The 25719-nt window shown below is 46.8% G+C and carries 29 protein-coding genes; 16 read left to right on the top strand and 13 right to left on the bottom strand.

Annotation, left to right across the window (positions count from 1 at the left end):
- Window positions 1–16 precede the first annotated feature (16 nt).
- The 3 genes from ACQ4M5_RS26000 to ACQ4M5_RS25990 all read right to left on the bottom strand — a co-directional run bounded on the left by ACQ4M5_RS26000 (window position 17) and on the right by ACQ4M5_RS25990 (window position 3835).
- Window positions 17–1354, bottom strand: a complete 1338-nt coding sequence (locus ACQ4M5_RS26000) for a UDP-glucose dehydrogenase family protein (protein WP_430678630.1) — start codon at window positions 1352–1354, stop codon at window positions 17–19.
- The gene (locus tag ACQ4M5_RS25995) at window positions 1355–2536 is read right to left on the bottom strand and encodes an NAD-dependent epimerase/dehydratase family protein (RefSeq protein WP_430678629.1); all 1182 of its coding nucleotides are present in this window, start codon (window positions 2534–2536) and stop codon (window positions 1355–1357) included.
- 66 nt (window positions 2537–2602) lie between these two features.
- Window positions 2603–3835, bottom strand: a complete 1233-nt coding sequence (locus tag ACQ4M5_RS25990; protein WP_430678628.1) for a methyltransferase domain-containing protein — start codon at window positions 3833–3835, stop codon at window positions 2603–2605.
- A gap of 534 nt (window positions 3836–4369) precedes the next feature.
- Here ACQ4M5_RS25990 and ACQ4M5_RS25985 point away from each other — a divergent pair.
- On the top strand, window positions 4370–5182 hold the full coding sequence (locus tag ACQ4M5_RS25985; protein ID WP_430678627.1) for a VanZ family protein: 813 nt from the start codon (window positions 4370–4372) through the stop codon (window positions 5180–5182).
- Here ACQ4M5_RS25985 and ACQ4M5_RS25980 read toward each other — a convergent pair.
- Window positions 5136–5624, bottom strand: coding sequence for a hypothetical protein (locus tag ACQ4M5_RS25980; RefSeq protein WP_430678626.1), 489 nt, complete (start codon window positions 5622–5624; stop codon window positions 5136–5138). The two genes, ACQ4M5_RS25985 and ACQ4M5_RS25980, sit on opposite strands and share 47 nt — an antisense overlap.
- A 244-nt stretch (window positions 5625–5868) precedes the next feature.
- On the opposite strand from ACQ4M5_RS25980, the gene ACQ4M5_RS25975 reads away from it, so the two are divergent.
- Both ACQ4M5_RS25975 and ACQ4M5_RS25970 read left to right on the top strand, forming a co-directional pair.
- On the top strand, window positions 5869–6669 hold the full coding sequence (locus tag ACQ4M5_RS25975) for a PEP-CTERM sorting domain-containing protein (protein WP_430678625.1): 801 nt from the start codon (window positions 5869–5871) through the stop codon (window positions 6667–6669).
- Between the two features lie 121 nt (window positions 6670–6790).
- Window positions 6791–7726, top strand: a complete 936-nt coding sequence (locus ACQ4M5_RS25970) for an alpha/beta fold hydrolase (RefSeq protein WP_430678624.1) — start codon at window positions 6791–6793, stop codon at window positions 7724–7726.
- A gap of 55 nt (window positions 7727–7781) precedes the next feature.
- On the opposite strand, the gene ACQ4M5_RS25965 is transcribed toward ACQ4M5_RS25970, so the two are convergent.
- On the bottom strand, window positions 7782–7997 hold the full coding sequence (locus ACQ4M5_RS25965) for an Hfq-related RNA-binding protein (RefSeq protein ID WP_430678623.1): 216 nt from the start codon (window positions 7995–7997) through the stop codon (window positions 7782–7784).
- Window positions 7998–8082: 85 nt separating this feature from the next.
- On the opposite strand from ACQ4M5_RS25965, the gene dapF reads away from it, so the two are divergent.
- Window positions 8083–8928: a diaminopimelate epimerase gene (dapF, locus tag ACQ4M5_RS25960; protein WP_430678622.1), complete on the top strand. Its 846-nt coding sequence runs from the start codon at window positions 8083–8085 to the stop codon at window positions 8926–8928.
- A 60-nt stretch (window positions 8929–8988) separates the two neighbouring features.
- Here dapF and ACQ4M5_RS25955 read toward each other — a convergent pair whose 3' ends face one another.
- Together ACQ4M5_RS25955 and pdxA are read right to left on the bottom strand one after the other, a co-directional pair.
- Window positions 8989–9210 carry a DUF4327 family protein gene (locus ACQ4M5_RS25955; RefSeq protein WP_430678621.1) on the bottom strand — a complete coding sequence of 74 codons (222 nt, stop codon included), beginning with the start codon at window positions 9208–9210 and terminating at the stop codon, window positions 8989–8991.
- Between the two features lie 283 nt (window positions 9211–9493).
- Complete coding sequence (pdxA, locus tag ACQ4M5_RS25950) at window positions 9494–10513, bottom strand: 4-hydroxythreonine-4-phosphate dehydrogenase PdxA (RefSeq protein WP_430678620.1); 1020 nt, start codon at window positions 10511–10513, stop codon at window positions 9494–9496.
- Window positions 10514–10593: 80 nt separating this feature from the next.
- On the opposite strand from pdxA, the gene petM reads away from it, so the two are divergent.
- Window positions 10594–10698: a cytochrome b6-f complex subunit PetM gene (gene petM / locus ACQ4M5_RS25945; protein ID WP_068380184.1), complete on the top strand. Its 105-nt coding sequence runs from the start codon at window positions 10594–10596 to the stop codon at window positions 10696–10698.
- Between the two features lie 33 nt (window positions 10699–10731).
- Here petM and ACQ4M5_RS25940 read toward each other — a convergent pair whose 3' ends face one another.
- Window positions 10732–11115, bottom strand: coding sequence for an ArsR/SmtB family transcription factor (locus ACQ4M5_RS25940; RefSeq protein ID WP_430678619.1), 384 nt, complete (start codon window positions 11113–11115; stop codon window positions 10732–10734).
- 244 nt (window positions 11116–11359) lie between these two features.
- On the opposite strand from ACQ4M5_RS25940, the gene ACQ4M5_RS25935 reads away from it, so the two are divergent.
- From ACQ4M5_RS25935 to ACQ4M5_RS25890, 10 genes are all read left to right on the top strand, one after another.
- The gene (locus tag ACQ4M5_RS25935; RefSeq protein ID WP_430678617.1) at window positions 11360–12343 is read left to right on the top strand and encodes an SDR family oxidoreductase; all 984 of its coding nucleotides are present in this window, start codon (window positions 11360–11362) and stop codon (window positions 12341–12343) included.
- Between the two features lie 40 nt (window positions 12344–12383).
- A complete protein-coding gene (locus tag ACQ4M5_RS25930; protein WP_430678616.1) occupies window positions 12384–13298 on the top strand; it encodes an NAD(+) kinase in 915 nt (304 codons plus the stop codon).
- Between the two features lie 80 nt (window positions 13299–13378).
- Window positions 13379–14068 (top strand): response regulator transcription factor NblR, encoded by a 690-nt coding sequence (nblR, locus tag ACQ4M5_RS25925; RefSeq protein WP_430678615.1) that lies wholly within the window; start codon window positions 13379–13381, stop codon window positions 14066–14068.
- Entirely contained in the window at window positions 14065–14583 is a 519-nt protein-coding gene (locus ACQ4M5_RS25920; protein WP_430678614.1) for a DUF192 domain-containing protein, read from the top strand. Before nblR ends, ACQ4M5_RS25920 begins: the two co-directional genes overlap by 4 nt.
- A gap of 454 nt (window positions 14584–15037) precedes the next feature.
- A complete protein-coding gene (locus ACQ4M5_RS25915; protein ID WP_430678613.1) occupies window positions 15038–15235 on the top strand; it encodes a DUF2949 domain-containing protein in 198 nt (65 codons plus the stop codon).
- Between the two features lie 57 nt (window positions 15236–15292).
- Window positions 15293–16429, top strand: coding sequence for a glycosyltransferase (locus ACQ4M5_RS25910; protein WP_430678611.1), 1137 nt, complete (start codon window positions 15293–15295; stop codon window positions 16427–16429).
- Between the two features lie 127 nt (window positions 16430–16556).
- Window positions 16557–17693 (top strand): glycosyltransferase, encoded by a 1137-nt coding sequence (locus tag ACQ4M5_RS25905; protein ID WP_430678610.1) that lies wholly within the window; start codon window positions 16557–16559, stop codon window positions 17691–17693.
- Entirely contained in the window at window positions 17693–18775 is a 1083-nt protein-coding gene (locus ACQ4M5_RS25900; protein ID WP_430678609.1) for a glycosyltransferase family 4 protein, read from the top strand. Before ACQ4M5_RS25905 ends, ACQ4M5_RS25900 begins: the two co-directional genes overlap by 1 nt.
- A 16-nt stretch (window positions 18776–18791) precedes the next feature.
- Window positions 18792–20252, top strand: coding sequence for a polysaccharide biosynthesis/export family protein (locus ACQ4M5_RS25895; RefSeq protein ID WP_430678608.1), 1461 nt, complete (start codon window positions 18792–18794; stop codon window positions 20250–20252).
- A gap of 244 nt (window positions 20253–20496) precedes the next feature.
- Window positions 20497–21531, top strand: a complete 1035-nt coding sequence (locus ACQ4M5_RS25890) for a pentapeptide repeat-containing protein (protein WP_430678607.1) — start codon at window positions 20497–20499, stop codon at window positions 21529–21531.
- Window positions 21532–21536: 5 nt separating this feature from the next.
- On the opposite strand, the gene ACQ4M5_RS25885 is transcribed toward ACQ4M5_RS25890, so the two are convergent.
- From ACQ4M5_RS25885 to ACQ4M5_RS25870, 4 genes are all read right to left on the bottom strand, one after another.
- Window positions 21537–22061 carry an opioid growth factor receptor-related protein gene (locus ACQ4M5_RS25885; protein ID WP_430678606.1) on the bottom strand — a complete coding sequence of 175 codons (525 nt, stop codon included), beginning with the start codon at window positions 22059–22061 and terminating at the stop codon, window positions 21537–21539.
- A gap of 3 nt (window positions 22062–22064) precedes the next feature.
- A complete protein-coding gene (locus ACQ4M5_RS25880) occupies window positions 22065–22583 on the bottom strand; it encodes a hypothetical protein (protein ID WP_430678605.1) in 519 nt (172 codons plus the stop codon).
- Between the two features lie 69 nt (window positions 22584–22652).
- Entirely contained in the window at window positions 22653–23666 is a 1014-nt protein-coding gene (locus ACQ4M5_RS25875) for a tetratricopeptide repeat protein (protein WP_430678604.1), read from the bottom strand.
- Complete coding sequence (locus ACQ4M5_RS25870; protein WP_430678603.1) at window positions 23666–24355, bottom strand: RNA polymerase sigma factor; 690 nt, start codon at window positions 24353–24355, stop codon at window positions 23666–23668. Before ACQ4M5_RS25870 ends, ACQ4M5_RS25875 begins: the two co-directional genes overlap by 1 nt.
- A 201-nt stretch (window positions 24356–24556) precedes the next feature.
- On the opposite strand from ACQ4M5_RS25870, the gene ACQ4M5_RS25865 reads away from it, so the two are divergent.
- Window positions 24557–25075 (top strand): glyoxalase-like domain protein, encoded by a 519-nt coding sequence (locus tag ACQ4M5_RS25865; protein ID WP_430678602.1) that lies wholly within the window; start codon window positions 24557–24559, stop codon window positions 25073–25075.
- Between the two features lie 91 nt (window positions 25076–25166).
- Here the strand turns inward: ACQ4M5_RS25865 and ACQ4M5_RS25860 are convergent, their stop codons facing one another.
- Window positions 25167–25604, bottom strand: a complete 438-nt coding sequence (locus ACQ4M5_RS25860) for an RrF2 family transcriptional regulator (protein ID WP_430678601.1) — start codon at window positions 25602–25604, stop codon at window positions 25167–25169.
- Window positions 25605–25719: the final 115 nt, after the last annotated feature.

Here is a 25719-nt window from a genome sequence, read left to right as displayed (position 1 = left end):
CTGATCGATGTCTTGTTTAGAGTCCAATACCTTCGTAACGCTCGATCGAATGTTTATCTAACATCCGACGACCATCGACAAAGACAGGCTGTGAATTGAGTTGGGCAATCAGTTCAGGAACAGCGCGAAACTCATCCCAACGAGTGACAAGTACGATCGCCTCAACATCCTCGATCGCGCTCTGTAAGCTATTGCAGAGTTCTACTTCATTGGGATTGAGTAGCTTTGCTGCTTCTGAATTTGCAACCGGATCGTAAGCTTTGAGTGTTGCATTCTGCGCCTTCAATGCCTTGATCAAGGGAATTGCTGGCGTTTCGCGCATATCATTCGTGTTGGGTCTAAAAGAAAGCCCCAAGATTGCAACTTTCACGCCATCAAGTGACGGAAAGTGCTTGTTTAACCGAGCAATCACTTGCTGAGGTTGAGATTGATTGACTTTGATCACCGCGTCTAACAAGGGCATCGGGCTTTGATGTTTCTCACCATGAGCAATCAAAGCTTTCACGTCTTTGGGTAGGCAGCTTCCACCAAATCCGCAACCAGCGGCGAGGAAGCTTGTAATTGGAGGAACAATACGCTCCCCGTTTGGTAGCACAGTCGTCAAGTAACGGCTGTTGTGTACACCCTTCATCACTTCTACGATGTCGGTATTGCCGATCGCAGAACAGAGATTGCCAACCTCATTCGAGAAAGAGATCAGCAATGCTAACAATGAATTTGAGGTGTACTTGATCATCTCAGCAGTTGAGTTATTCGTTCTGAGTCGATCGACTCCCTCAAATCCGGTGTAGAGCGCATCTAATTGATCGATGCTGCGATCGTCAATACCGCCTAGCACAATGCGATCGGGGTACATAAAATCGTCGATCGCTTCTCCTTCGGTGAGAAATTCCGGGTTCATTCCTACACCAAAATCAACGCCTGCTTTTTTGCCGGAAGCAGCTTCGAGAATCGGTAGTACAACCTGATCTGTTGTTCCAGGAACCACCGTACTTTTAACTACAACCAGATGATAAGTTGACTTATCTTTAAGTGCTTCACCAATCTGTTGAGCAACTCGCTTGACGTAGGTAAGGTCTACCTCTTTTCCATCAAATGGTGTTCCAACAGCAATCAAAGAAAGCTCAGTATCTAGGATTGCTTGTTTAAAGTCAGTTGTTGCTTTGAGACCTGAATGAATGTTGCGCTCTAAAAGTTCATTCAATCCAGGTTCATAAAAAGGAGAGATGCCTTGATTGATCTTGTCTACTTTCGATTGATCCACATCAACGCAAACAACTTCATGTCCTTTCTCAGCGAAGCAAACTCCTGAGACTAGACCGACATAGCCTGTTCCAATAATCGAAACTCGCATTTATGCGTCCTCCGCTTCTTGGTTGTCCTGATACCAAATCAGCGATCGACGAAGCCCTTCCTCGATCGAAATCGTCGGATTGTAGCCCAAATGTGTTCTCGCTTTCTCAATCACTGGACAGCGACGATTCGGATTATCAACAAGGTAGTCTTTGTCTTCACTCACTTTACGAACGACTCTGCCTGTGTATCCGAAGAGGTCTTTCGAGATTGCAACTACTCGATCTGCGAGTTCCACCACCGAGATTTCTGGTGTCTCGATGCCGATGTTGTAAGCTTCGCCTGGATGACCTTTGACAAGAACTTTGTAGTATCCCGTGATCGAATCGGCTGAATAGCAGAATGTTCGCTTGGGTGAGCCATCAGACAGCATCGTAATGTCTCGACCACTGAATACATCACGAGCAAAATCTGGAAGCAAACGTCGATCGGTGATTTTTAATCCAGGTCCATAGTTATTAAACGGACGAGCAGATTTGATCGGTAAACCATATTGCTGCGCGAAGTTCACACAAAGAGTTTCACCATAGCGCTTTGCTTCGTCGTAGCAAGCACGAGGTCCCGTACAGGAAACATTGCCGCGATAGTCTTCAGGTGTGGGAATGTTCTCTGGAGTCGGATCGCCGTAGATTTCACTGCTAGAAAAGAAGAGGAATCCACCGACTTCTTTTCCTTGATCTTGCTGGTTTTTGAAGTATTCCAGCAAGTTACGCAGTCCGTTTACATTGGCATCCATTGTGCCGATCGGATCTCTGCGGTAGAACGTGGGAGAAGCGATCGAGGCTGCATGAATGATGTACTGAAAGTCGCCCATGTCCGAAGGCAACGGCTGTGTCATGTCATGCTTTAACAGCGTCAAAGTCGGATCATCTTTCAAATCGGTCAACCAGGTCGGAACACCCCGCGAATAGTTATCGTAAACGGTGAGGCGAATTTGCTGGGATGCGTCTTTCTTCTGATTCCAATGCAGAACAGATTGTACAAAGTAATAGCCCAAGAAGCCTGCACCACCTGTAATCAGCAGATTCTTGCCTGCCATCGCGCCAAACTCTTCAGCAAGATTGCCACAGATATAGTCCAGATCTTCAGCAATGATATCTTTTGCGCGTTGTTGGGTCTTGGTTTGATTGGTCATTAAACTCTCATTGTTGAGGCTCACGCCTACACTACTCATTGCACTCATAGATTCGTTTCCACAACATCAGGATCAAAGCTCATCATCAAGAACACAAGACTGGCAACACACGCACTAGGCGTAGATTTTAACTTCAGGGATAGGAACCACGAACTGACCGCCCCACTCGCGAATATAGGAGACTTGCTCCATAATTTCGTCTTTGACGTTCCAGGGAAGAATCAACAGATAGTCTGGTTTTGTTTCTCGGATCTTGTCCGGAGAATAGATGGGAATGTGAGTCCCAGGAGTGAACTTGTTTTGCTTGTAAGGATTACGATCGACGGTGTAATCGAGAAAATCCGTCCGAATTCCACAGTAGTTCAGCAAGGTGTTTCCCTTTCCGGGCGCACCATAGCCCGCGATCGTCTTTCCTTTTTGCTTTGCTGTGATCAAGAATTCCAGCAGTTTGCGCTTGGTTTCTTTCACTTGCTCAGTAAAGTTCGCGTAGGTTTCGAGCTTGTCAAACCCTGCGGTCTTTTCTCGCTCTAGAAGCTCAGTGACTCGATCGCTAATTGCTTTCGATTCGTCCTCAGTGTGACGTGCATAGATTCGCAGAGAACCACCATGAATTGGAATTTCCTGCACATCAAACAGTGTCAAACCGTGGTGTGCAAAAATCCGATTCACAGCCATGAATGACAGATAAGAGAAATGCTCGTGATAAATCGTATCAAACTGATTCTCTTTCATCAGGCGCATCAGATGGGGAAACTCCATCGTGATCACACCATCGGGTTTCAGCATAATCTTCATGCCGCCGACGAAATCATTGATGTCGGGCACATGAGCGAGAACATTGTTTCCTAACAGCAAATCTGCCTTCCCATCGGCTGCTAGTTCAGTCGCAGTCTGCACTCCAAAGAACTTATTTACTACTGGAATTCCCTTATCTTTTGCAACTTGGGAAACATTCACCGCAGGTTCAACACCTAGTACCGGAATGCCTTTCTTATGGAAATACTGCAACAGATAACCATCATTGCTCGCGATCTCAACGACTTTGCTGTGAGATCCGAACCCGAACCGCTCCACCATCAAATCGCTGTAGTCGCTTGCGTTCTTTAGCAGCGCATCGACATAAGAAGAAAAATAGGCGTACTCGGTAAAAATGTCTTGGGGACTAACAAACTCTTGTAATTGCACCAAAAAGCAATTCTCACAAACATAAGTATGGAGTGGATAGAACGGCTCCATCTCGTTTAATTGCTCTGGAGCAATATGGGTTTGGCACAGCGGCGACATTCCCAAATCGACAAACGTATGATGCAGCGGTGAGCTACAAAACCGACAATTTGAACCACTCATAAATTTATGCACCTCACAGCATCAGGACGCTAAAACTACAGCGCATCAAGCCTTGAATCGGGTTTAGGTCAGGGGACAAGTGACGATCGAGTGACGAATGTTCTAGAGCACATTACCCTACAGAAGCATTACATCTCGTCTGCAAGTTAGCTGAGTCAAGTCTCTACCATCTCTGCACAATTTTCCAGTATTTCTACGTAATCTTTATCGAAATCCCCGCATCTTTACTTAAACAAAATAGAGCTACGGAGAATTTCAATTTGTGCCTCGAAAACCTTATGAGAGCTAGAAATTTAATCAATTTTGGATAAAATCAAGTCAAGAAAATTCCCCACGTTGCGCCAGTAAATCACCAATTTTAGCGATTGTCTAAGTACATATTGTATGGGTGATGTTTCTGTTAATCCAAAGTTCGCTAGAGTAGACAAAATTGAATCTCGATGTTCACGGAATCATCAGAACCGAGATTGAAGCAAGTTTGGGCTGTTCTGAGCGCAGTAAGTGAGAATTCTGTAAATTGTTCGTTTTAAGACCATGAGCTACCCTTCGCCCCGTCGATCGATTTTTATCACTTTGAGCAGTGTTCTATTAATTGTTTTGGTAACGTTACTCCCGTTCAATTTCACCGCAGAAGGTGTGACGTTGGAGTTCGCAGTTCAAAGTTTTTTCTATCATTCCAGCGGCTTTAGTGACATTGTTGGAAATGTTTTTCTCTTCCTACCATTTGGATTGGATCTTGCCTACGAATTTCGACAACGACGAGTTAAAAAACATTCAGCACTCTTTCTCACGGTGGCACTAAGTACATTACTTTCTTTCACTGTGGAAACGTTACAGGTATTCTTACCCTGGAGGGCTTCGAGTTGGATTGACATTTGCACCAATACATTGGGTGGAATGCTTGGAGCTATGATCTACTTATCTTGGTGTCAACTCTTTCCAAATGGAGCTAGAACGATCGCATTTTGGATTCGTCGTCGCCTTTCTCCTCAACTCCTCGCAAGTTTATTAATTCTGTGGATTGCTGTAGTGTTCGGAATTTGTTTCTATCTTCAGCAGAGATTAAAGTTTGGAACGTGGGATTTTTCGATCGCATCTCTATTCATGATCTACGGATTTTTCTTCGTTCCACTCGGCATTTTACTTGCCCTCATGTTTACTGTGCTGCGAGGAGATGCGAAGTTCTATCTTGCACTATCTGGAATGTCGATCGTACTTCCTGGTTTGATGATCGAACTCTTTCTAAGAGGCTCAGAACTGAGAGAAACGAATCTATTAGTAAGCATTATGATTCCATTTTTCACAATGCTTGTCGTTCGGAGCCGTCTTGGATATTTGTTTGAGTAATCACCTCTAATACGGCTTTGTGGATGATTCCATTACTGGCTACAATTCCGCGATTTTCAATCAGTTGAACATCGATCGAGAAATTGAGCGGTTGTCCATTCATAGTTGTCCATTCATATCGGTCACACATCCGCCTGCTTCCTCGACAATAATTGCGCCTGCTGTATGATCCCAAATGTTCTCTCGATAGCTCGGATTCTGCGCCCAAGGCAATCGTAAATAAAGTGCGGCGTGACCCGATGCGATCAGGTTTATCCACGCCTGTAAATTCTAGAGAGTGACGTACAGATTCACACAGAGACGCGGCTTGTTTTGCAGCAGCGATCGCGATTTCAGCCTCGTGAATATACTGTATCTTCTTCCTCCCATCCGTATTACTATCCGCTAAAATCCGTAGTCCAAATCGGAGTTTAGCAAAAAACTCATCAAATTCAGCATTCATTTCAATTAAATTGCTCGTAGACCTGCGGAGAAAGATAGCTTTCTTCTAACAGTAATTCCTGAAAAGATAGCGATTCACTCCGTGGAAACTTGGCGATCGATGAAATTCAATCAAGAGTGAAACAAGTCCGCAAAAACCCCCAGGATGTTGAGCATTCCAGCTTGTTAGAAGTATTAGAAGTTACAAGCAATCGATTTGGGAGCCTGAACTTCTAGAGTTAGCTGCACTTCATCTTTACTGCCAAATGAAAAGCAAGTTTTTGACTGGTTTCGCTGTGGCTGCCACCACGATTACTGGAGCCTTGATTCACGCTCCCTCTGCTTCTGCCTTCAACTGGAGCAGTTCTTGGTCGCAACCCAAAATCTATAGCAAAGAGCAAGTTGGTTTCAATGATGCTCCTTACCAGAAGTACGTTCAATCCGAACGTGTCGCAATTCCAAACAGCGGACAATTCCTGCTTGATCCAGCCAAATTGAAACTAAAATTCGACCACAATGTGACCGTTTCTTTCATCAACGAAGGGGCTGGATTCCGTAACCAACTCGCTTTCAGTTCAGCCGGAACCACCAACACCTCAGGGCTGATTTTTAATGACATTTCTTGTACAGGTAAAGATTGTGTCGGAGATTGGGGCGGTAGTGCTCTCAAACTTGGTGACACGGTGAAACTGGGCAAAATCAAGGGTGGATCTCAACTGGATTTCGGTCTCAGAGCTGATGGTTTTAGAGGTGGAACGAACATCTTTGGAACACAAGTTGATAAAAACCCAGACAGATTGCAGCACGTGGTCGCGTATGCGATCGGCACTCGTCACATTTTGCTTGGATTTGAGGATCTGTTTGGTGAATTGGGCGCGACTGGCGGCAAAAACCAAAACTCCGATCGTGATTTCAATGATGTTGTCTTCGTTGTCGATGTCGGTGAAAATAACCTGAAAATTCTCAAGGGTGAGAAAGTGCCTGAACCCTCGATCGTACTTTCGCTGATTGGTCTAGGTGCTACGGGTTTAGTGGCTCGTCGTCGTCAAAGCGATACCGCTGAATAGACTTTTTGCAGGCTTTCCTCTGTTCAATCTCGGTAGTTCACACTTGTGGGCTACCTTTTTTGTTGCACAATAAGGGACTGAACAGGGGACTGAACAAAATCCCCAGACTGAGGACACCGATATGAGCCAAGATTCTTCTACCCCTGTGATTGAGTCGTCGATCGGGATTGGTGGCACAATTCACGAGCATCACTGGAGTTGGAAGGGGAAACCGCAGACATTGGTATACGAGGTAATGGGGGAGGGGAAGCCAATTCTATTGCTGCCAGCATTGAGTTCGGTGTCGAGCCGATCGGAGATGCGAGGATTGGCGAAACAGTTGGCGGACCAGTATCAGGTTTATGCGATCGATTGGGTTGGTTTCGGGGATTCTTCACGTCCAGCGGTTCAATATACGCCTGCACTGTATGAAACCTGCTTGCGAAGTTTTGTACTGACGATGTTTTCTGAACCCGTGGTCGTAATTGCGGCGGGACATTCTGCGGGATATGTGATGGAACTGGCTCAGAAACAGCCGCCTTGGGAATGGGTTGTCTTGGTGTGCCCAACTTGGAGAGGTCCCTTGCCGACTGCGATGGGCGAACATCGTTGGTCGTATGGCGTATTGCGGCGGTTGATTGGACTCCCGATCGTCGGACAGTTTCTTTATTCTTTGAATACGACTCGTGGCTTTTTGAGATTCATGTATCGGCGGCACGTTTTTGCTGATCAGCAAAATATTACGCCTGATTTGATTGAGCAAAAGTGGACAACGACGCAGCGAAAAGGAGCGCGATTTGCTTCAGCCGCATTTGTGACGGGGGGATTGGATCGAGTGCTATCGCGGCAAGATTGGTTTAGCTGGTTTCAGCCGCTTCCCGTACCCGTGATGATGGTGATTGGCGAACAGATGCCGCCGAAATCGCGCCAGGAAGTTGAAGTGTTGGCGCATTTTTCTGGAGTGCAAGTCTATCGGATGCCTGGATCGCTTGGATTACATGAGGAATATCCAGAGCAATTGGCAGCGGGAATTCTGGGATTTTTGGAAAAATATCGATCGAGAAAACGCAAGTTCTAAGAAAAATGGGAGCCAGATCGAATCTCGCTCCCATTGCCACGACAAAAAAGAACATCTACATCTTAGGTTTGACAAAAACGATCGATTGTCGCCACACGATCGTCGGTTGGTCATAGTGATCCATGATGCAGATACAATGAGAGTCCTGCCAGCGGACTTTCCCAGTGAGCAAATCACCTGTGGAAAGTTTCATCTCGATTTCTTTTTCTTCTCGGATAATCGTCTGAATTTGACGAGTACTTGGCAATCCGGTATCTAGTTCAATACTCATTGGGGGAAGTCCTCGATCGAAACCGTTCTAACCTACTAGAGTGCCTCAATTCCCCAAATCCTACACATTTCTGTAACTGTTCATCATGACGATCGAATTTACAAAGTATCACGGACTCGGTAACGATTTTATTCTGATCGATAATCGCGATTCGACTGAACCGAAGATTTCTCCTGAAGATGCGGTGAACTGGTGCGATCGACATTTCGGGATCGGTGCAGATGGCGTAATTTTCGCGCTTCCCGGTCAAGATGGAACCGATTACACGATGCGAATTTTCAACTCTGATGGTTCAGAGCCGGAAATGTGCGGCAATGGAATTCGCTGTTTGGGACGATTTATTGCGGATTTGGAAATCGCGGACACTGGAACATCGAAAGAACAATATCGAATTCAGACGTTAGCGGGTGTGATGGTTCCGAAGTTTGAATCGGACGGGCAAGTGACCGTTGATATGGGTGAACCTCGGCTATTAGCTGGAGAAATTCCGACCACGTTAGCGGCTTCGGATCAGAAAGTGATCAATTTGCCCTTGGAAGTTGCAGGACAAACTTGGAATGTGACTTGCGTGAGTATGGGCAATCCGCACTGTATTACTTTTGTCGATAGCGTTGCAGCGATCGAGCTTGAAAAAATTGGTCCCCTGTTTGAGAACCATCCGGTCTTTCCACAGCGAACCAACACCGAGTTTATTGAAATTGTTCGATCGGACTACCTGAAAATGCGAGTTTGGGAGCGGGGAGCCGGGATCACGCTTGCTTGCGGAACGGGAGCTTGTGCATCATTGGTCGCAGGAGTGCTAAATCAGAAATGCGATCGACGAGCAACGATTGAATTACCCGGCGGCTGTCTCCAAATCGAATGGGCAGCCGATAACAGAATTTATATGACCGGAAGCGCAGATAAAGTCTTTACTGGGGGTCGAGACTAATCTTTGAGGCGGGGATCAGGCGGATTGTTAGAAGCGCCTGATCCCCGAATACATCTTCACCTAGTCGTTGTCCCAGCATTCCTGGCACATCAAATCGCCAATGCGATCGCGCAGCAGGAAGTCGAAGCGTTCTAACTCGGTTTCAAAGCGCATCCACTCGCGGGCAGGAATGTGCTTGCATAGCGTATAAATCGGTTGATGTCTACTGACAAGTCCGCGATCGATAAGTTGACGTACTTCGTCTTGAATCATTCCAAGCGAGTACTGTGCAGTCTGAAGCATGGGGTCTACCTTCCTGAGAAATCTGGGAATCGAAGATATCAACCTAACTAAATTGGGAATCAAAGCCTTTCGCTGTGTGTCTCCTCCAAACAGCGTAACTTTGTAGTGAGATATACTGAATCTTCCTTATTTTCTACCTCATTTTTGAGCCAAAAACTTAAGATGTGTTTCTTAAGTCAGGAAGTCCTAACATTTATTTTGCCTTGAGTTGTAGTCGGTTGAGTGGAAGTTTGCCGTCCCTCTTAGGTTTGACGGATTACAGACTATGACAATCATTTGCGGCTTAAATTGTTGCCATAAGTGAGGGTGATGATCGACGCTGAACTAGCTCGATCGCGAAGTCGATCGCAGCTTTCATACTGGTGGCATCCGCAATTCCTTTTCCCGCAATGTCGAACGCTGTTCCGTGATCCGGAGAGGTTCGCACGAAGGGAAGCCCGATCGAGGTATTCACGGCTCGATCGAACGCCATCAACTTAACCGGAATCAGTCCTTGGTCGTGATACAACGCAAGATAAGCATCATGGGCAACCACTTGACCGGAACCAAACCAGGCTTGTCCAGGCTTCACCCACATCGTATCAGGTGGCAACAGTCCATCTAACCGAACGTGAGGAAATCGGAGCCGCATCGCTTCGAGCCAAGGAAACATCCAATCGATTTCTTCTCGTCCGAGTTGTCCTTGTTCGCCGCTGTGAGGATTCAGCCCCGCGATCGCAATTCGAGGTCGATCAATCCCAAACGCTTCCTCAAGGCATTCAATCAATAATTCGAGCTTACGAGTCAATCCATCAAACGTGAGCGCTTCTGGGACTTGTTTAAGCGGAATGTGGGTCGTTGCTAACAGTGCGCGTAGTGTCCAATCCGTGTGGGGCGATCGAGCCACGAACATCATGCCAAATCGATCGACTCCTGCTTTTTCGGCTAGGAGTTCGGTTTGTCCTGGGTAAATGTGTCCTGCGGCTTTCCAGGCGGATTTTGCGATCGGAGCCGTGACAATTCCATCAAATTCGCCTGCTAATGTTCGATCGATTGCGGTTTCCAAATAGCGAAAACTCGCTTCACCGCTGTTGGCGCTTTCTTTACCAAGTTGAATTTCTTCTAAGCCCAAATCTAAAATCTTCAAATCTTTTGGATTGGCAAGATTCGGACAGGACGGACTGAGGCGATCGTACAATTCATGCAAATAATCGTGATTTCCAGCGATCGTAATATCAGAATTTTGTCGATCGAACAATGCTTTGAGAATGACCTCTGCACCGATTCCAGCAGGATCACCCATTGAGATGATTAAACGAGTCATGATGTGAAGAGAGCGTGACTGAACTGCTTTACAATACGTAAATGATCTGAACTTGCTGTTTTAAGAGGAGAATTAGAACAATGGCTTCCGAAATTTTTAACACTGCAATCCTAGCGTTCACCCTGATTTTGGTTGGGTTGTCGCTCGGCTTTTTGCTCCTGAAACTGCAAGGTGGCGAAGAGTAATTTCAAGAAGCGAGAGTGGCGGATCAAGCTCCCTCACTCTTCTTCGTCTAGATGTTCTGCAACTTCACGATAGAGATTGAAAACGTGATGGTCTTTCAACGAGTAGAAAACGTTGCGCCCCTGTTTGCGATAACCGACTAAACGCATCGATCGTAGTGCGCGTAATTGGTGAGAAACGGCAGACTCGGACATTTTCACCGCAGCGGCAAGATCACATACACAAAGTTCTTGAACCGAAAGCGCAGAAAGAATCCTAAGACGGTTCGCATCACCGAGTAAACTAAAAAATTCTGCCATTCGCTGCGATTTTTCAACGCTCAGAAGATCACGCTGCAAAGAGCGAACATTATTTAAATTGACTGGATGAGAACTGGTACACTGCTCCACCGCAGGAATCGCAGGATTAGAATTTGACATAAATCTCGACTCAGAACGCAATTTGCCACGATCGCAGATACTTTCAGCGTAGCGTACTCAGCCGATTAGAATAAATGAGAATTTCAGCCTGATCAAAGAAATTCGTTACATTCCTTGACCTACGCTACGATAAAGGGTGTTCGATTTCGGAACTTGGAAACATCGATCGCACCTTACTGTGATTCGATCGCAAGATTTCTGATAGAATTTAGCGAAAAGTTAACAATTTGTCACATAACTCCTCATGAGCGTATTGATTGTGGGTGCGACTGGCACCTTGGGAAGGCAGATTACTCGTCGCGCCTTGGATGAGGGATACAAGGTACGCTGTCTAGTCCGTAGCCCCAGAAAAGCCGCCTTCTTGAAAGAGTGGGGAGCCGAACTCGTTGCTGGAAATATTTGCTATCCGGAGACGCTACCCGCAGCGTTTGAGGGTGTCACTGCTGTGATTGATGCGGCAACCGCACGCGCAACGGATTCGCTCAGTATCAAACAAATCGATTGGACAGGCAAAGTTAACTTAATTCAAGCCGCGAAAAAAGCGGGAGTCGATCGATATATTTTCTTTTCGATCCTGGATGCCGAAAAATTCCCGAACGTTCCATTAATGGAAATTAAAACCTGCACTGAGAAATTCTTGGCAGAGTCAGGTTTGAATTACACAATTCTTCGTCCCTGTGGATTCTTACAAGGTTTAATCGGTCAATACGCGATTCCAATCCTCGAAGGTCAAGGCGTTTGGGTAATGGGAAACACCGCCCCAACCGCTTACATGGATACGATCGATATCGCGAAATTCGCTGTTCAAGCGCTCAAAGTACCCGAATCGATCGGTAAAACTCTTCCCGTCGTTGGCTCTAAAGCCTGGAGTTCAGACGAAATTATTAAACTGTGTGAGCGGCTGTCTGGTAAAGAAGCAAAAGTCACCAAAACGCCGATCGGAGTCGTTCGGGCTTCTCGGAAAATTGCTCAGTTCTTCCAATGGACTTGGAATATTGCCGATCGACTTGCCTTCACTGAGGTAGTCGCAACCGGAAGACCGTTGACCGCTTCAATGGATGAAACGTATCAAATTTTGGGCTTGAATCCACAAGAGATGACCACGCTGGAATCCTATATGCAAGAGTACTTCAGCCGAATCATGAAGAAACTCAAAGAGGTCGAATATGCCCAAGAGCAAGCCAAGAAAAAGAAAGAACGCACCAAGAAAGCGTATCCTCGATTCTAAGATGAAAGATCGAATGATTATTTAGGATAGGTTTTTACTTGTGCCGAAAGCTGGCATTATCTACAACGATGGAAAAGAGATCGCTTGTCAAGTTGCGGCGGAAATCAAAGACAAGCTGATTTCGCTTGGCTGGGAAGTGGTTCTGGCTCCTGGTGCAGGTGGGATTTTGGGATATGCCTCACCGGAAAGTCCGATTTGTCACACACCCATCGATCGATTAGTTCCCCCTGGTTTTGATGCAGAGATGAAATTCGCGATCGTCCTCGGCGGCGATGGTACGGTTCTCTCTGCATTTCGCCAAGTCGCACCTTGTTATATTCCTTTGCTTGCGGTGAATACCGGACATTTAGGATTTTTGACTGAGGTGCTGCTGGATCAATTACCAAATGCGATCGAGTCTCTTTTAGCAGGCGAATACGAAATCGAAGAGCGCACAATGTTGCGGGTTCAGATTATTCGTGACGATGCCATGCTGTGGGAGGCACTCTGTCTAAATGAAATGGTGCTATATCGTGAACCGTTGACCAGTATGTGCCACTTTGAAATCGAAGTCGGACGGCATACTCGCGTCGATATTGCAGCCGATGGAATTATTCTCTCGACTCCAACAGGTTCGACTGCGTATTCTCTCTCCGCTGGTGGTCCGGTGATTGTTCCAGGCGTTCCAGTGATGATTCTGGTTCCGATTTGTCCGCATTCTCTGGCATCACGAGCACTGGTTTTTACAAATAGTGAACCTGTGACAATTTATCCAGCGAATCCGAATCGATTGGTTTTGACAGCAGACGGAAACGCGGGATGCTATGTTTTTCCAAACGATCGAGTGTGCGTTCAGAAAGCGCCCTATCCCGCTCGATTTGTCAGATTACAACCCCCTGAATTCTTCCATGTTCTTAGAGAAAAACTGGGTTGGGGCTTACCGCACGTCGCAAAACCTTCTTTAGAAGAATGTTAACAATTTTCTACAATTGCGGCACTTTCGACGATTTGCACGTCTATGGTTAAAATGGCGGCGTAAATCGAAGCGAATCAATTATGAGTATTGCCGAAGCGACTCCATGCGTGTTGATTGTTGAAACCGATCAGGCTCTAGCACATCATGTCAGTTCAGATCTGCAAGAATCGGGATATGACACGATCGTAGTTCATGATTCACGGGCGGGACTGAGACAAGCGATCGACAAACATCCCTCACTCATCGTCGTCGATCGCTTATTGGAAGGCGATTCTGGTTTAACGTTCTGCCACGATCTTCGGACAACAGGCGCTCGAATTCCCGTCCTGCTTTTGATGGCGCGAGATACCGTTGACGATCGTGTGGCTTGCATCGAAGCAGGAGCCGACGATTATTTTCTCAAACCATATCGCTCTGAGGACTTTCTCAAACTCGTGCGGCTCTACCTCAAACCTGATGCACCAAGTAACGAGCAACTACGGTTTGGAGATTTAGTCTTAGATTTATCGACTCGTCAGGCATTGCGGAATGGAAGAGCGATCGATCTCACGATGAAAGAGTTCGAGTTGCTCAAATATTTGATGGAACATCCACGCGAAGTTCTGACACGAGAGCAGATTCTAGAAAATGTTTGGGGTTACGAATTTGGCGGGGAATCGAATGTGATTGAAGTCTATATTCGATATCTGCGCTTAAAAATTGAAGATGAAGGCGAGAAGCGCCTAATTCAAACAGTTCGTGGTGTTGGTTACGTCCTGAGAGAGTCATGAAATATCAAATCCTGTGTCTAAGTTTGGGAGTGTTGCTGCTTGGCTGTTCTGCGGGAGCTTCACAACGTCTTTCTACCGAAGTCAAACCTTCTGAATCGCCCGCGATCGAGTCTCCTTCTGCAATGGGTCAAGTTTTGCCATTAACTGCATCCTTTAAAGTGGGCGACCAACTGATTAAGCTGGAAGTCGCGAGAACGTCAGAAGAACAGGCAATGGGATTGATGTATCGAACGAGTTTGGCAGACGATCGCGGAATGCTTTTCCCATTTGATCCGCCGCGTCCGACTCAGTTTTGGATGAAAAACACGCTGATTCCGCTAGATATGCTGTTTCTGCGGAGAGGTGAGATTCGTGTGATTAAAGCGAATGTGCCACCTTGTAAAGCTGACCCTTGCCCGACTTATGGATCTCCAACAGAAGATATCGACCAAGTGATCGAACTCAGAGCAGGTCGAGCCGCAGAACTCGGATTAAAAGTCGGAGATCGTATTGCGATTCAGCAAATTCGTAATTAAAAGCATCGAATAAAACTTATCGAAAGTATAGACTCATCGTCTAATTGTTAACTCTTTTGGAAGGAATTGGAGTGTAACCGTATACTCCCCTACACTCTACTCCTATCAACATTTGTTATTAAGTGTGAGGAGAAATAACAAAACTATAAAACCGATGACAATTTACAACCAAACTTTAGATAGAGACACTTTCAGCAATCAGCGATTAAATTTATATCTCAGTCTAATTGCATAGAAGTTTGCACCTTTTTCTCTAGTAAGAGCAGGCTTCGACCGAATAGAATTGGCGTGATTTTTTGTTTCTAACTCAGGACTTGCCCCCCGAATCAAGCGATTCGTGTTCTTCCTCTTTGTAGTCCACCTTTTCTACTGGCTACCTGCTTCTCCCAAACTCAATTTGCTTACCCATAATTGGGTTCACTTTCTACTGTGTCAACCCGGAGGTGACGGTCTAATGCTTACTGCAACGCACTCAAAATTTATTCGCTTCCTCCAAGAAGAACTCTCGCTCTCGACTTCTTCGATCGCGCTTGCCCTCCGTTACCGCGAACAAAATCCAGGACCTCTGCCGATGATTCTTTGGCAGTATGGACTCGTTACGATCGACCAACTCGACAGAATTTATAGCTGGCTAGAATCCCCCGATCGATAGATTTCCCTTCGATTAGTCTGGCTTCACAGTGGATTGATTGTTTGTGGGGTTAGTGGTGTGAGGCTTTTATTTCTAGACCAAACGGGTAAGTCTGGTGGTGCAGAACTTTGCTTGCTTGATATTGCAACGGCGTATCAAAATTCTTGCTTGGTCGGCTTATTTGAAGATGGTGATTTTCGACGGCGTTTAGAACAGCGAAACATTCCGGCTCAAGTCTTGGCAGAAAAAGCGATCGCGGTTCGGAAATCTAGTGGCGCGATCGCAGGTTTACGCAGTGTGAGCCAGTTGATTCCTTTGATCAATCGGGTTACTGCGCTGAGTCGCGAGTATGATGCGATTTATGCAAATACTCAGAAAGCATTAGTCGTAGGCGCGATCGCAAGTTCAATTTCTCGCCGCCCACTAGTCTATCATTTGCACGATATTCTTTCTCCAGATCACTTTAGTTCAACGAATCGCCGCTTAGCAGTTTTGATGGCGAATCGAGCCAAGTTAGTGATTGCCAATTCTCAAGCAAGCCGAGCCGCATTCGTTGAAGCAGGCGGAAATCCAAAACTGGTAGAAGTGGTCTACAACGGATTTGATCTAGATCAATATTTAGCTGAAATCGATACCAATGAATTGCGATCGTTGCTTGGACTTCAAGAACGATTTGTGGTCGGGCATTTCAGCCGTTTGTCTCCCTGGAAAGGGCAGCATGTTTTAATCGAAGCTTTGCAATATTGTGATTCAAAAGTGAGCACGATTTTTGTAGGCGATGCTCTATTCGGTGAACAAGAGTACGTTCGGCAGCTAAAGCAACAAGTCGATCGACTAAATTTGCACGATCGAGTTAAATTTCTCGGCTTCCGTGACGACGTGATTCCGCTGATGAAAATTTGTGATGTAGTAGCTCATACGTCGATCGCGGCTGAACCGTTTGGTAGAGTAATCGTGGAATCGATGCTTTGTGGCAAACCGACGATCGCAGCAAAAGCAGGAGCCGCAACAGAATTAATTGATCCAGATGTGACAGGTTGGCTCACTGCACCAAATGATCCGAAAGAGTTGGCAAGCGCGATCGAATACTGTCGCCAATCTCAAACCGAAGTATTAAAAGTCGCGGCAATCGCTCAGCAGCAAGCGCGTCAAAAGTTTCAACTCGCCGAAACAAATACTCAAATTCAACAGCATTTACAGAGCCGATTGATGTAATCTTGCTGAAGGAATAGTTCGATCGACATATCGAATCGATACGGATATTTCTTTGTCTCCCAAACTACAGAGAGACGAATTAATTACGAGATTACATCATGCTAAAGTTCTGTTCTTGTTCTAAAACATGACCGTTAGCCAACCCACTACCAAGCCTCTAATTAGCGTCTTTCTCCCTACCTTAGCGGGAGGAGGAGCCGAACGCGCCATGCTGTATTTGTCGATCGGGCTTGCAGAACGAGGATGGCGCGTAGATTTGGTCTTGGCTGAAGTTCGAGGAGAATATCTTGAGCTTGTTCCGCCCGGAGTGCGATTGATTGATTTACGGGCAAAGTTCCCGCTGGTTGTGTCGAAAACGATCGCGCTTCGCCGCTATTTAGAGAGAGAACAGCCAGCGATTCTGTTCTCAGCTTTAGATATTCTCAGTTCCGCATATTGGGCACGTCCTAAGACTGTCCCAACCCAGATTGTGATGTGTGTTCAGACTTATTTATCTGAGCAGTTCAAAAACCATCAAGGGCAAACATTTGGAAAATTACGATCGCGGATGGTGCGCTGGTTCTATCCCAAATCGGATGCGGTCGTGGCGGCTTCAATTGGAACAGCAGAAGATGTGACTGGATTAACAGGAATACCGCTCGATCGCATTCAAGTCATTTACAATCCGGTGATCACGCAGGAAGTTTTTCAGAAAAGCGAAATAGAGATCGATCACCCGTGGTTCAAACCAGGAGAACCGCCTGTAATTCTGGGTATCGGGCGATTGGTCAGCCAGAAGGACTTTCCAACGCTAATTACTGCCTTTGCAAAAGTGCGTGAAAATCGCCCCGCTCGACTGATAATTTTAGGCGAAGGAGACGATCGCCATTTATTAGAAGAACTGATTCAAAAATTAGGTCTTGAATCCGATGTGGCACTGCCCGGATTTACAGACAATCCTTATGCTTATTTATCCAAAGCAACGCTCTTTGTTTTATCGTCTCGATTTGAAGGATTCGGAAATGTGGTTGCGGAAGCACTGGCTTGTGGTGCACCCGTTGTTTCTACGGACTGTCCCAGCGGACCTGCGGAAATTCTTGACCGTGGAAAATACGGTAGGCTAATTCCAGTGGCTGATCCAACAGCCATGACGACCGCCATCCTGGAAATGCTAGATTCACCTGTCGATCGTGCTGCTCTCAAACAACGTTCTCTGGAATTCGAGCGCGATCGCATCGTTGATCAGTACGTTGATTTTATCGAGCGATTACTTGCAGCCCGCTGATGCGAATCCTTCACGTTCTCAACCACGTTCAAGACATCGGAAATGGTATTGTTAACGCCGCGATCGATTTGGCTTGCTATCAAGCACAAGCTGGATTCGAGGTCGCAATCGTCTCCAGCGGCGGCGAATATGAAACTTTGATGAAGCAGTATCAGATCCGGCATTTTACGATCGCAGAATTACGATCGCCTTTTGAAGTATTAAATATTACAAGCGAATTTAGAAAAATCACGCAAGTATTTTCACCGGATATCGTCCATACCCACATGATGACGGGGGTGATTCTTGCAAAGCTACTCCGTAGAAACTCAGGCTACGCCTTGATTTCAACCGTTCATAACGAATGGCAATATCACGCAATTCTGATGGGAATTGCCGATCGTGTGATCGCAGTGAGTCGAGCCGTCGCACGATCAATGCAACATCGCGGCATCCCTGTACGGAAACTACACGTCGTGGCAAATGGCACGATCGGAACCCCTAGACATCCCTCGATCGATCATGTCAAACCCTTATCACTTAAGCATCCTGCGATTACAACCATAGCAGGACTGTATCACCGTAAAGGAATATATGACTTAATTGAAGCCTTTGTGCGGATAGCTGACGAACATCCAACTGCCCATTTATATTTGGTAGGAAATGGTCCTCATCGGGCAGCGTTCGAGCGGCAAGCAAACAACACCCCTCACCAAGCACGGATTCACTTTGAAGGATTTCAAACTGAGCCGCAACGCTATCTCCTGGCAACGGATGTTTTCGTCCTTGCCTCACGTCAAGAACCCTTTGGACTGGCACTCTCAGAGGCGCGGGAAGCTGGATGTGCGATCGTTGCCAGTGACGTAGACGGTATCCCGGAAGTTCTAGACGGAGGCAGCGCGGGACAACTCGTTCCCGTTGGAGATGTGAAGGCGCTTTCTGAAACCCTTTCAGGGTTGCTAAAGTGCCCAAAAGACCTGGAGGCTTGGAAAATTCGCGCCCGGACTAATATAGACTGGTTGCGAGTGGAACGAGTTCATCAGGAAACCCTTGGGGTGTATCAGGCTGCGATCGCAGAAATGAATCGGACTGTTTGTGCTTAGGAGATTAAAAAGATCTATGGATTTGAATTCAGCAGTTAGAAAGGTTCAGCCTAACCCGCTGATGCTGGCAACGCTACTTGGATTGGTGGCACCCGCGACTCCTGTCATGGCGCAAAGTGCAGGAACTCGCCAACCCGCTCAACAATCCGCGCCTGCTGTGCGAGTGGATGAGGGTTACTTACTTGGTTCCGGCGATCGTGTCCGCATTGATATTTTCGGAGTTCCGGAGTACAGCGGTGAATACCAAGTCATGTCCGATGGTTCGATCAATCTGCCTTTAGCGGGTGGCGTTTCGGTACAAGGACTCACATTACGCCAAGCTTCGGATACGTTGTCTCGTCGCTATAGCGAATATTTAACTCGTCCCGTGATTACGGTTAGTCTCTTGGCGGCTCGTCCGATTCAAGTGGCAATGTCTGGAGAAGTGGCACGTCCTGGAACCTATACGACCACGCTCGGTGATACTGGAATTCCAACTCTGAGCCGCATGGTACAGATGGCGGGCGGCATTAAGCAATCTGCCGATCTCAAACGGGTCGAAATTATTCGTCGTCGTCCCGGTGGCGGTGGAACTCAGAACTTTAAAGTCGATCTGAGCCGATTGCTGACTGCTGGAGATCTGTCTCAAGATATTCAACTGCGCGATGGTGATACGGTTGTGATTCCGGCTGCAACCGCTTTGAATCCAGCACTTTCCAGTGAATTATCCAACTCAAGTTTGGCAGCCAGCTTCGATCGAGCAATTAGCGTCATCGTTGCGGGTGAAGTGAATCGTCCGGGTCCTCAAACCGTTCGAGGTGAAACGATTTCTCAACCCGATCCGACTGCGACTCCTGCGGCTCCGGGAGCCGCTCCCGTCACAACCGTGACTCAACGGTTAAGAGCACCTACGGTCACGAGAGCACTTCAGCAGGCAGGTGGAATTACCCAACGCGCTAACATCCGCGATATCGAGATCCGGCGAACGGTCTCGAACGGGACTGAGCAAGTGATAAAAGTCAACTTGATGAGCTTGCTGCGCGAGGGAGATGCCAAACAGGATCTGCTCTTGCAAGAAGGCGATCGTGTGATTGTCCCAATGGCGACCGCAGCCGTTACGCCAGAAGATGCAGCGATCATGGGTCGAGGTGTAATTTCACCTGAACTGATTACGGTAAACGTAGTCGGTCAGGTGGAAAGACCTGGAGCGGTGCAAGTGGCTCCCTATACAACCATGAACCAGGCGCTATTAGCAGCGGGTGGATTTGCGCGAGGTGCGCGGCGGAATGAAGTGGAATTTATCCGACTTCAGCCGAACGGTACTGTCGATCGACGAAGCGTGAACATTGATTTTTCGCGTGGAATTGACCAAGCTAACAACCCACCATTGCAAGCGGGCGATACGATTGTCGTTCGCAAGACTGGATTCCAAAGCTTTACAGAAGGTATTGGGTCTGTCTTAGGTCCTGCGCTTGGTATCTTCGGAATCTTCCGTTAATTTTCCGTTCAGTCCGATCCAAAGGGAATGAGGCTTGATTAGGATAAAGACAGCCTTGTTCCCTTTTTTCGATGATTTGGAAAACTAATGAATCAGTTAAGGAGATTAAATCACTCTTTATTCTGAGGCAGGAAGCTAGAGAACCCATTACACTGAATCAAAGCAAACTTCTACTTCATTCCAGGAGAATGGGTGAGTGAGTAATCACAGTGATACTGGTCGATCGCGCAGGATGGTGAAGTAGATGGGCGAGATTGAACGCTGCTATCAAGTACTGGGGTTAGAGTCTGGGGCGACACTTGAAGAAGTGAACCAGGCTTACAAAGACCTTGTGTTTATTTGGCATCCCGATCGGATTCCCAAAGATAATCCTCGTTTGGTGCAAAAAGCCGAGGCGAAAATTAAGGAACTGAATCACTCGCGGGATATTTTGCGATCGCATTTCAAAAACGGTACGGCGACGAAGCCTCCTGCGGCTCAACCCAAACCCGCCTCGCAACAAACCTATTACCAGTCTTACTATTACCGTCCCCCAACTTCCTCAACGAATGGACGGCAGACTTCTAATGGACATTCGAGCAATAGTCACTCGAACGGACATTCAAGTCATGGGCATTCAACGAACGGGCATTCGAGCAATGGGCACTCGAACGGACATTCAAGCAATGGGCATTCAACAAATGGTCACTCTACGAATGGACATTCTGAGCGGACTCGTCCTAACTATCAAACGTATCAGCCGTATCCTCGTCCAAATTATTCGCAATCCTCGAATGGGCAGAGTCGATCGAGCGAATCGACTCCGAAATCTGAACCCCCGAAACCTTCTGACAACACTCAGAATTATTACCGTCAGTCGCATTACCGGGCTGAGTATCATCACCCACCAAAATCTCCTGCCCGTCCTCAAATGCCGGACATGACCGGGAAAGATTTGAGCGGACAGAATTTGAAAGAGAAAGATCTCTCTGGCTACAATCTCAGTCGGGCAAATCTAACTCGTGCGGATTTGAGCGATACATTTATGCACAAGGCAAATCTTGAAGGCGCGAAACTGGAGAAAGCAAATCTATTTCGGGCGAATTTGCTGGAGGCGAATTTGTGTGGAGCCGATTTGCGAGAGGCGAATTTGATTGGAGCCGATTTGAGCGGGGCAGATTTACGAGGCGCAGATTTGAGAGGTGCAAAAGTGGGATTTGACGATCGAGTGATGGTCAAGCTTACAGGAGCGAATCTTCAAGGCGCAATCATGCCGAATGGCAAAGTCCACGGAGTATAGCCTTCTTAGGGGTTCACTGCATTCGTCCAGTAGTGAAACGTTTCGCTGCCGATCCGATTAGATTCTTCTCGATAGATCTGCTCTAAGCAGCGGTAGAAAGCTTGTGCGTATTGCTCTAATCCAAATGCCATCAAACATTTTAGGATTCGAGTGATTCGGAGATAGTTGTGATTAAAGCGACCAATCCATTCAGATTTGCGAATGGGATACTCTTCTGAGCGCGTGATCTCTCCGTTATCTTCTTGTAATCCGTAGAATCGTAGCATCACTTGCAGCGATCGCACTAAATTCTGACGCAACTGCGGATTGGATCGAAACGCCTCGATCGTCTCTGAGGTAACGATCGGCGCATCTGAATTAAAAGCACTTCGTTCCGCCAAAGGAAACAACCATTGAATGTAATTGTGGACGCACTCTAATTCCTCAAAGTCCCACGCCAAGATTTCTTCAATGGTTCGTCCTTCGATATCTCGCTGCTCTCCTAAGTAAAAGGGAACGAGTCGATTCGTCGATCGATTAGTTTGGCTCATTCCTTAATTAAAGCCGCAATCCTTGGGAGCGACCGTGAATCTGGTGATCGGTTGCTTATCCTTGCCCACGTAAGAATAGTAGAAAGAATAACCGTCTTTCAAATTTGCGCTGGTACTTGCATCGCTGCAAACTCTCTCTTTCACTACGTTGCGGATGATTTCTTTCGCATCGTCATTAATGTCGGCAGCCGTTTTAGTCACAAGTTGAAAATTGTACAGCAGTCCATCCTCTTGAACATCTACTTTGGTCAGCGTGGTTTCTTCATCAATTTGCTGCGGGGTATTGCGATTCAGTTGGGCTGCGGTCACACGAAGCACGGTTTGATCGACTTTGCTTTTCTTTTCGGGAGGCTTGGTAACAGGCTGTGTCGGCTGGTTCCCTGGGCTGCTTACGGGGTTACTCGAATCTGCGGTTGGACTGGCTGGCTTGTTATTGCCTGACTCATTAGAAAGAAAGGGACCAAGGGGAAGACAACCTGTGAATAAAACCAGAAGTGCGGGCAGGTAGAAAAGTCGTTTCATGATGAGTATCCTCGTTAAAAGTAAAACGCCCGGAAAGGCTTACCACTTGAATTTGCGCGGTAGCTCCGCTTACCGAAGGTACCGTAGTTGTCCCAGTTGTTCTCTCAAAAACGCTTGTTCTCCCGTGGCATTTAACCGTTGTGCGACCGAAAAGGCTTGCTGATAATATTTTTCTGCTACCGCCAATTTACCCGTTTGTCGTTGGTGTTGTGCCATCATCTTCAGCGAAGTTAACATCTGCCAAGCATCGTTTTTCTGGGTTGCCATTGTTAAACGCTGATTCAACAGTTCGACAAAGCGATTTTCTTGTCCCATGCCGCGATATGCCAGCATCAAACCGTCAAAGGCACGAAACTGAGTCGGTTGATCTCCGTTCTGCTGTGCCAAAGTCATGGCTCGATCGTGAGCGCTGTAAGCCGATCGAGCATCGCCGATCGCTAAATACGCCTCGCCTAAATGATTCAGAGTATTTGCTGCTCCAACCGGATCTTTTGCCTGATCTCGAAAATTCCGAGCTTGCTCAAGATACGCGATCGCGGCTCGATAGTTGCCTTGTGCGGAATTGGCTAAACCCAGATTACTCAGCGATAACCCTTGTCCCGCTTGATGTCTGATCGTTCGTGCCAGTCTCCAGCCTTCTTCAAATGATTTCGCAGCTTCGCGAGTTTGACCGCGTTGGAGAATCACTTGCCCAACATTGTTGTATCCGTAGATTTGGCTAATCGTGTTGTTCAAATCTCGTGCAATCCCTAAACTACGACGGAAAGCATTTTCGGCTTCATTCAGCCGACCGAGATTGATATAGGTCATGCCAAGCAGATCATATACACGACCTTGGGAAGGAACTTCTCCGATCCGGCGGTAAATGTCGATCGCGTTCTGCCAATGTGCGATCGCTTGCTCTGACGATCCGGCTTGCTGCGCTTGAATGCCCAATTGAACAGAGCGATCGGCGGTTTCTCGTGTTTCGCCCTGAGTGCGAACGGGCGTGTGTAGCTGTCGAGTCAGACTAGAGGCAAAACTCGGCGTTCCAGTGAGCAGTAAAATTCCGGCAATCGATCCAACAAATTTGAGAGTCAACATCAGAAAAATTCGAGTTCTTCTAGGCTTGCATCGTCAGCCTCCAACTCGGAAACCGACTCTTGCTCTCTAGAATTCCCACCGAGATAGATCGTTCTAATGTCTTCTGGCAAAAGTTTTTCAAGAACTCGATAGCCCTCTTGCAACTGCGTCTTGATTTCGTCTGGGCTAATCTGTTCGCCTTCTGCTTGTAAATATGCCGCAATTCGAGTTTCGCTCCAGTGGAACGTTTGCGACATTACGACCATTAATCGAGTCGCAGGCGGCAACTGTTCTAAAGCTCGATCGAGATAACACCAAAACGGCGGAGACATCGATCGAATATCGTAATGAATCTCTTCAACCGAAGGCAGTTCTGCTTCATTAATTCCTGATGCTGTCACCGCCAAGAGCCAAGTTTGAAACGTGGAGCCGCTTTGACTAAACGCCCGTAAATCGACTCCTGCGAGTTCATGAAACACGTGTCGCCAAATCATTGCCAGCAAATATTCGGATTGAACTGGGGATCTTGCTGACCGAGAAATCAACGAATACACGATCGGGCTGTAGCGACAAAACAGCGCAACAAAGAATTGACCCGAATCCGGGTAGCGTTGAAACAGCGTCAGAAGTTCTTGATCGCTGTGATGAAACAACGCTTTAACGATCGGGTGACGTGCCTCTGGAAAGGTTGGAATCGCTACAGCTTTCATAAGATAGTGTCAGAGTCGAATTAATTACTATATACAGTCCCCAGGAAAAACGGCACACTTTTTTTACAATCCGCGTCCGAAAACACGTTGTGATTTCCTAAAGCTTACGGATGCCTTCGCGCTGGTGTTGATAGAATAAATAGACTTCTTTAGCCAGCCCATTGCGTCAGCCACCTTATCTCTGTTAGTTACTTTATATCTATGGATAGCTTGTTTTCGACCCAAGGCATTATGGTCATGCTGCTCGGTGCGTATGCCGTAGCGATGTGGCTTTTCCTGACGAGCGCCCCGAAAGTTCATACGGTTATGGTTTCCGATCTCGAAAGTGCCCGCGATTTTTATGGCGGAATGCTGAAATTGGCGGTTGCTGAGGTTCCGTTGCACTATTACTACAACTACGAACAGTCGCTAGGAACGGCAGGCGTGAATCCAATGTATTTATCGGGTTCAATGGGTAGCACGACCGCACGGGGCAACGGCAACGATGGACTGTGGTATCAACTAAAGAAAAACACGCAGCTTCATGTGATTTCTGGCGCAACAATGGGCGAAAAAGATCGTCAGCGTCATGTCTGCTTCGATCGAGATTGTCTGGATCAAATTTTGCTGCGGGTTCAATCTCGTGGTATCAAGCACAAAATTCGTCGTGAGAAGCCGCTGAACTTTTTGGTAAAAGACTATCACGGACAAGTTGTAGAACTTGCAGAAGTCATTAACTAAAGTTGAGGTGCATTTTTGAAACGGGGAGTGAGACTGAGTCTTGCTCCCCGTTTCGCGCTTTTACGAAAATTGCTAAATAATGAACTTGCGCTTAGATGTAATACATCGTGACAGGCTGTTCTAGATAGTTCCGCTTTTCTAGAAGATCTTGTAAGCTATTTTTCTCTAAAACACCATCGGCTGCCCGCTTCACAGTTTGCCAAATTTGAGAGATGGCTTTGACCGAAACTGAGTCACCCTCATCATTGATTTCAACTGGATCGCTACCCTCCATACAGTTCACAATTTCTAGCAGCGTAATCTTTTTGGGAGGTCGCGCCAAAAGATAACCGCCCTTTTTGCCGCGCTCACTCGAAATCAGTCCTCCGCGTCTGAGGGTTGCCAGCAATTGTTCTAAATATCGATCGGGAATGTTCTGTGCGGCTGCGATTTGTCGAATCTGGAGTGTTTCACCGCTGTCGTAGACCGTGGCGAGTTCTAGCATCGCCATTAGCGCGTATTTCGTTCGACCTGAAAGTTCTAGGAGCATAACGGGATTTAGCGGAAATGATCAGACCAAAATACTGGAACAGTTCGCTTTGGTCATCTTAAAGGATTTTACGGCTACAAAGTCAGGAATCGTTTTTAATAGAGTGAGATTGTCT

The organism is Leptolyngbya sp. AN10 (genome assembly GCF_050565645.1).
Classification (GTDB): Bacteria; Cyanobacteriota; Cyanobacteriia; order Leptolyngbyales; family Leptolyngbyaceae; genus Leptolyngbya.
This window is presented reverse-complemented; position numbering and strand designations above follow the sequence as displayed.

Excerpts from the sequence above, each read along its gene's own strand:
- ACQ4M5_RS25895 (WP_430678608.1), top strand. The coding sequence starts at position 18,792 with ATGGATTTGAATTCAGCAGTTAGAAAGGTTCAGCCTAACCCGCTGATG.
- ACQ4M5_RS25990 (WP_430678628.1), bottom strand. The coding sequence starts at position 3,835 with ATGAGTGGTTCAAATTGTCGGTTTTGTAGCTCACCGCTGCATCATACG.
- ACQ4M5_RS25890 (WP_430678607.1), top strand. The coding sequence starts at position 20,497 with ATGGGCGAGATTGAACGCTGCTATCAAGTACTGGGGTTAGAGTCTGGG.
- ACQ4M5_RS25865 (WP_430678602.1), top strand. The coding sequence starts at position 24,557 with ATGGATAGCTTGTTTTCGACCCAAGGCATTATGGTCATGCTGCTCGGT.
- ACQ4M5_RS25905 (WP_430678610.1), top strand. The coding sequence starts at position 16,557 with ATGACCGTTAGCCAACCCACTACCAAGCCTCTAATTAGCGTCTTTCTC.
- dapF (WP_430678622.1), top strand. The coding sequence starts at position 8,083 with ATGACGATCGAATTTACAAAGTATCACGGACTCGGTAACGATTTTATT.
- pdxA (WP_430678620.1), bottom strand. The coding sequence starts at position 10,513 with ATGACTCGTTTAATCATCTCAATGGGTGATCCTGCTGGAATCGGTGCA.
- ACQ4M5_RS25915 (WP_430678613.1), top strand. The coding sequence starts at position 15,038 with ATGCTTACTGCAACGCACTCAAAATTTATTCGCTTCCTCCAAGAAGAA.
- ACQ4M5_RS25870 (WP_430678603.1), bottom strand. The coding sequence starts at position 24,355 with ATGAAAGCTGTAGCGATTCCAACCTTTCCAGAGGCACGTCACCCGATC.
- ACQ4M5_RS25900 (WP_430678609.1), top strand. The coding sequence starts at position 17,693 with ATGCGAATCCTTCACGTTCTCAACCACGTTCAAGACATCGGAAATGGT.
- ACQ4M5_RS25875 (WP_430678604.1), bottom strand. The coding sequence starts at position 23,666 with ATGTTGACTCTCAAATTTGTTGGATCGATTGCCGGAATTTTACTGCTC.
- ACQ4M5_RS26000 (WP_430678630.1), bottom strand. The coding sequence starts at position 1,354 with ATGCGAGTTTCGATTATTGGAACAGGCTATGTCGGTCTAGTCTCAGGA.
- ACQ4M5_RS25940 (WP_430678619.1), bottom strand. The coding sequence starts at position 11,115 with ATGTCAAATTCTAATCCTGCGATTCCTGCGGTGGAGCAGTGTACCAGT.
- nblR (WP_430678615.1), top strand. The coding sequence starts at position 13,379 with ATGAGTATTGCCGAAGCGACTCCATGCGTGTTGATTGTTGAAACCGAT.
- petM (WP_068380184.1), top strand. The coding sequence starts at position 10,594 with ATGGCTTCCGAAATTTTTAACACTGCAATCCTAGCGTTCACCCTGATT.
- ACQ4M5_RS25860 (WP_430678601.1), bottom strand. The coding sequence starts at position 25,604 with ATGCTCCTAGAACTTTCAGGTCGAACGAAATACGCGCTAATGGCGATG.
- ACQ4M5_RS25955 (WP_430678621.1), bottom strand. The coding sequence starts at position 9,210 with ATGCTTCAGACTGCACAGTACTCGCTTGGAATGATTCAAGACGAAGTA.
- ACQ4M5_RS25995 (WP_430678629.1), bottom strand. The coding sequence starts at position 2,536 with ATGAGTGCAATGAGTAGTGTAGGCGTGAGCCTCAACAATGAGAGTTTA.
- ACQ4M5_RS25935 (WP_430678617.1), top strand. The coding sequence starts at position 11,360 with ATGAGCGTATTGATTGTGGGTGCGACTGGCACCTTGGGAAGGCAGATT.
- ACQ4M5_RS25980 (WP_430678626.1), bottom strand. The coding sequence starts at position 5,624 with ATGAATGCTGAATTTGATGAGTTTTTTGCTAAACTCCGATTTGGACTA.
- ACQ4M5_RS25920 (WP_430678614.1), top strand. The coding sequence starts at position 14,065 with ATGAAATATCAAATCCTGTGTCTAAGTTTGGGAGTGTTGCTGCTTGGC.
- ACQ4M5_RS25885 (WP_430678606.1), bottom strand. The coding sequence starts at position 22,061 with ATGAGCCAAACTAATCGATCGACGAATCGACTCGTTCCCTTTTACTTA.
- ACQ4M5_RS25965 (WP_430678623.1), bottom strand. The coding sequence starts at position 7,997 with ATGAGTATTGAACTAGATACCGGATTGCCAAGTACTCGTCAAATTCAG.
- ACQ4M5_RS25975 (WP_430678625.1), top strand. The coding sequence starts at position 5,869 with ATGAAAAGCAAGTTTTTGACTGGTTTCGCTGTGGCTGCCACCACGATT.
- ACQ4M5_RS25880 (WP_430678605.1), bottom strand. The coding sequence starts at position 22,583 with ATGAAACGACTTTTCTACCTGCCCGCACTTCTGGTTTTATTCACAGGT.
- ACQ4M5_RS25970 (WP_430678624.1), top strand. The coding sequence starts at position 6,791 with ATGAGCCAAGATTCTTCTACCCCTGTGATTGAGTCGTCGATCGGGATT.
- ACQ4M5_RS25985 (WP_430678627.1), top strand. The coding sequence starts at position 4,370 with ATGAGCTACCCTTCGCCCCGTCGATCGATTTTTATCACTTTGAGCAGT.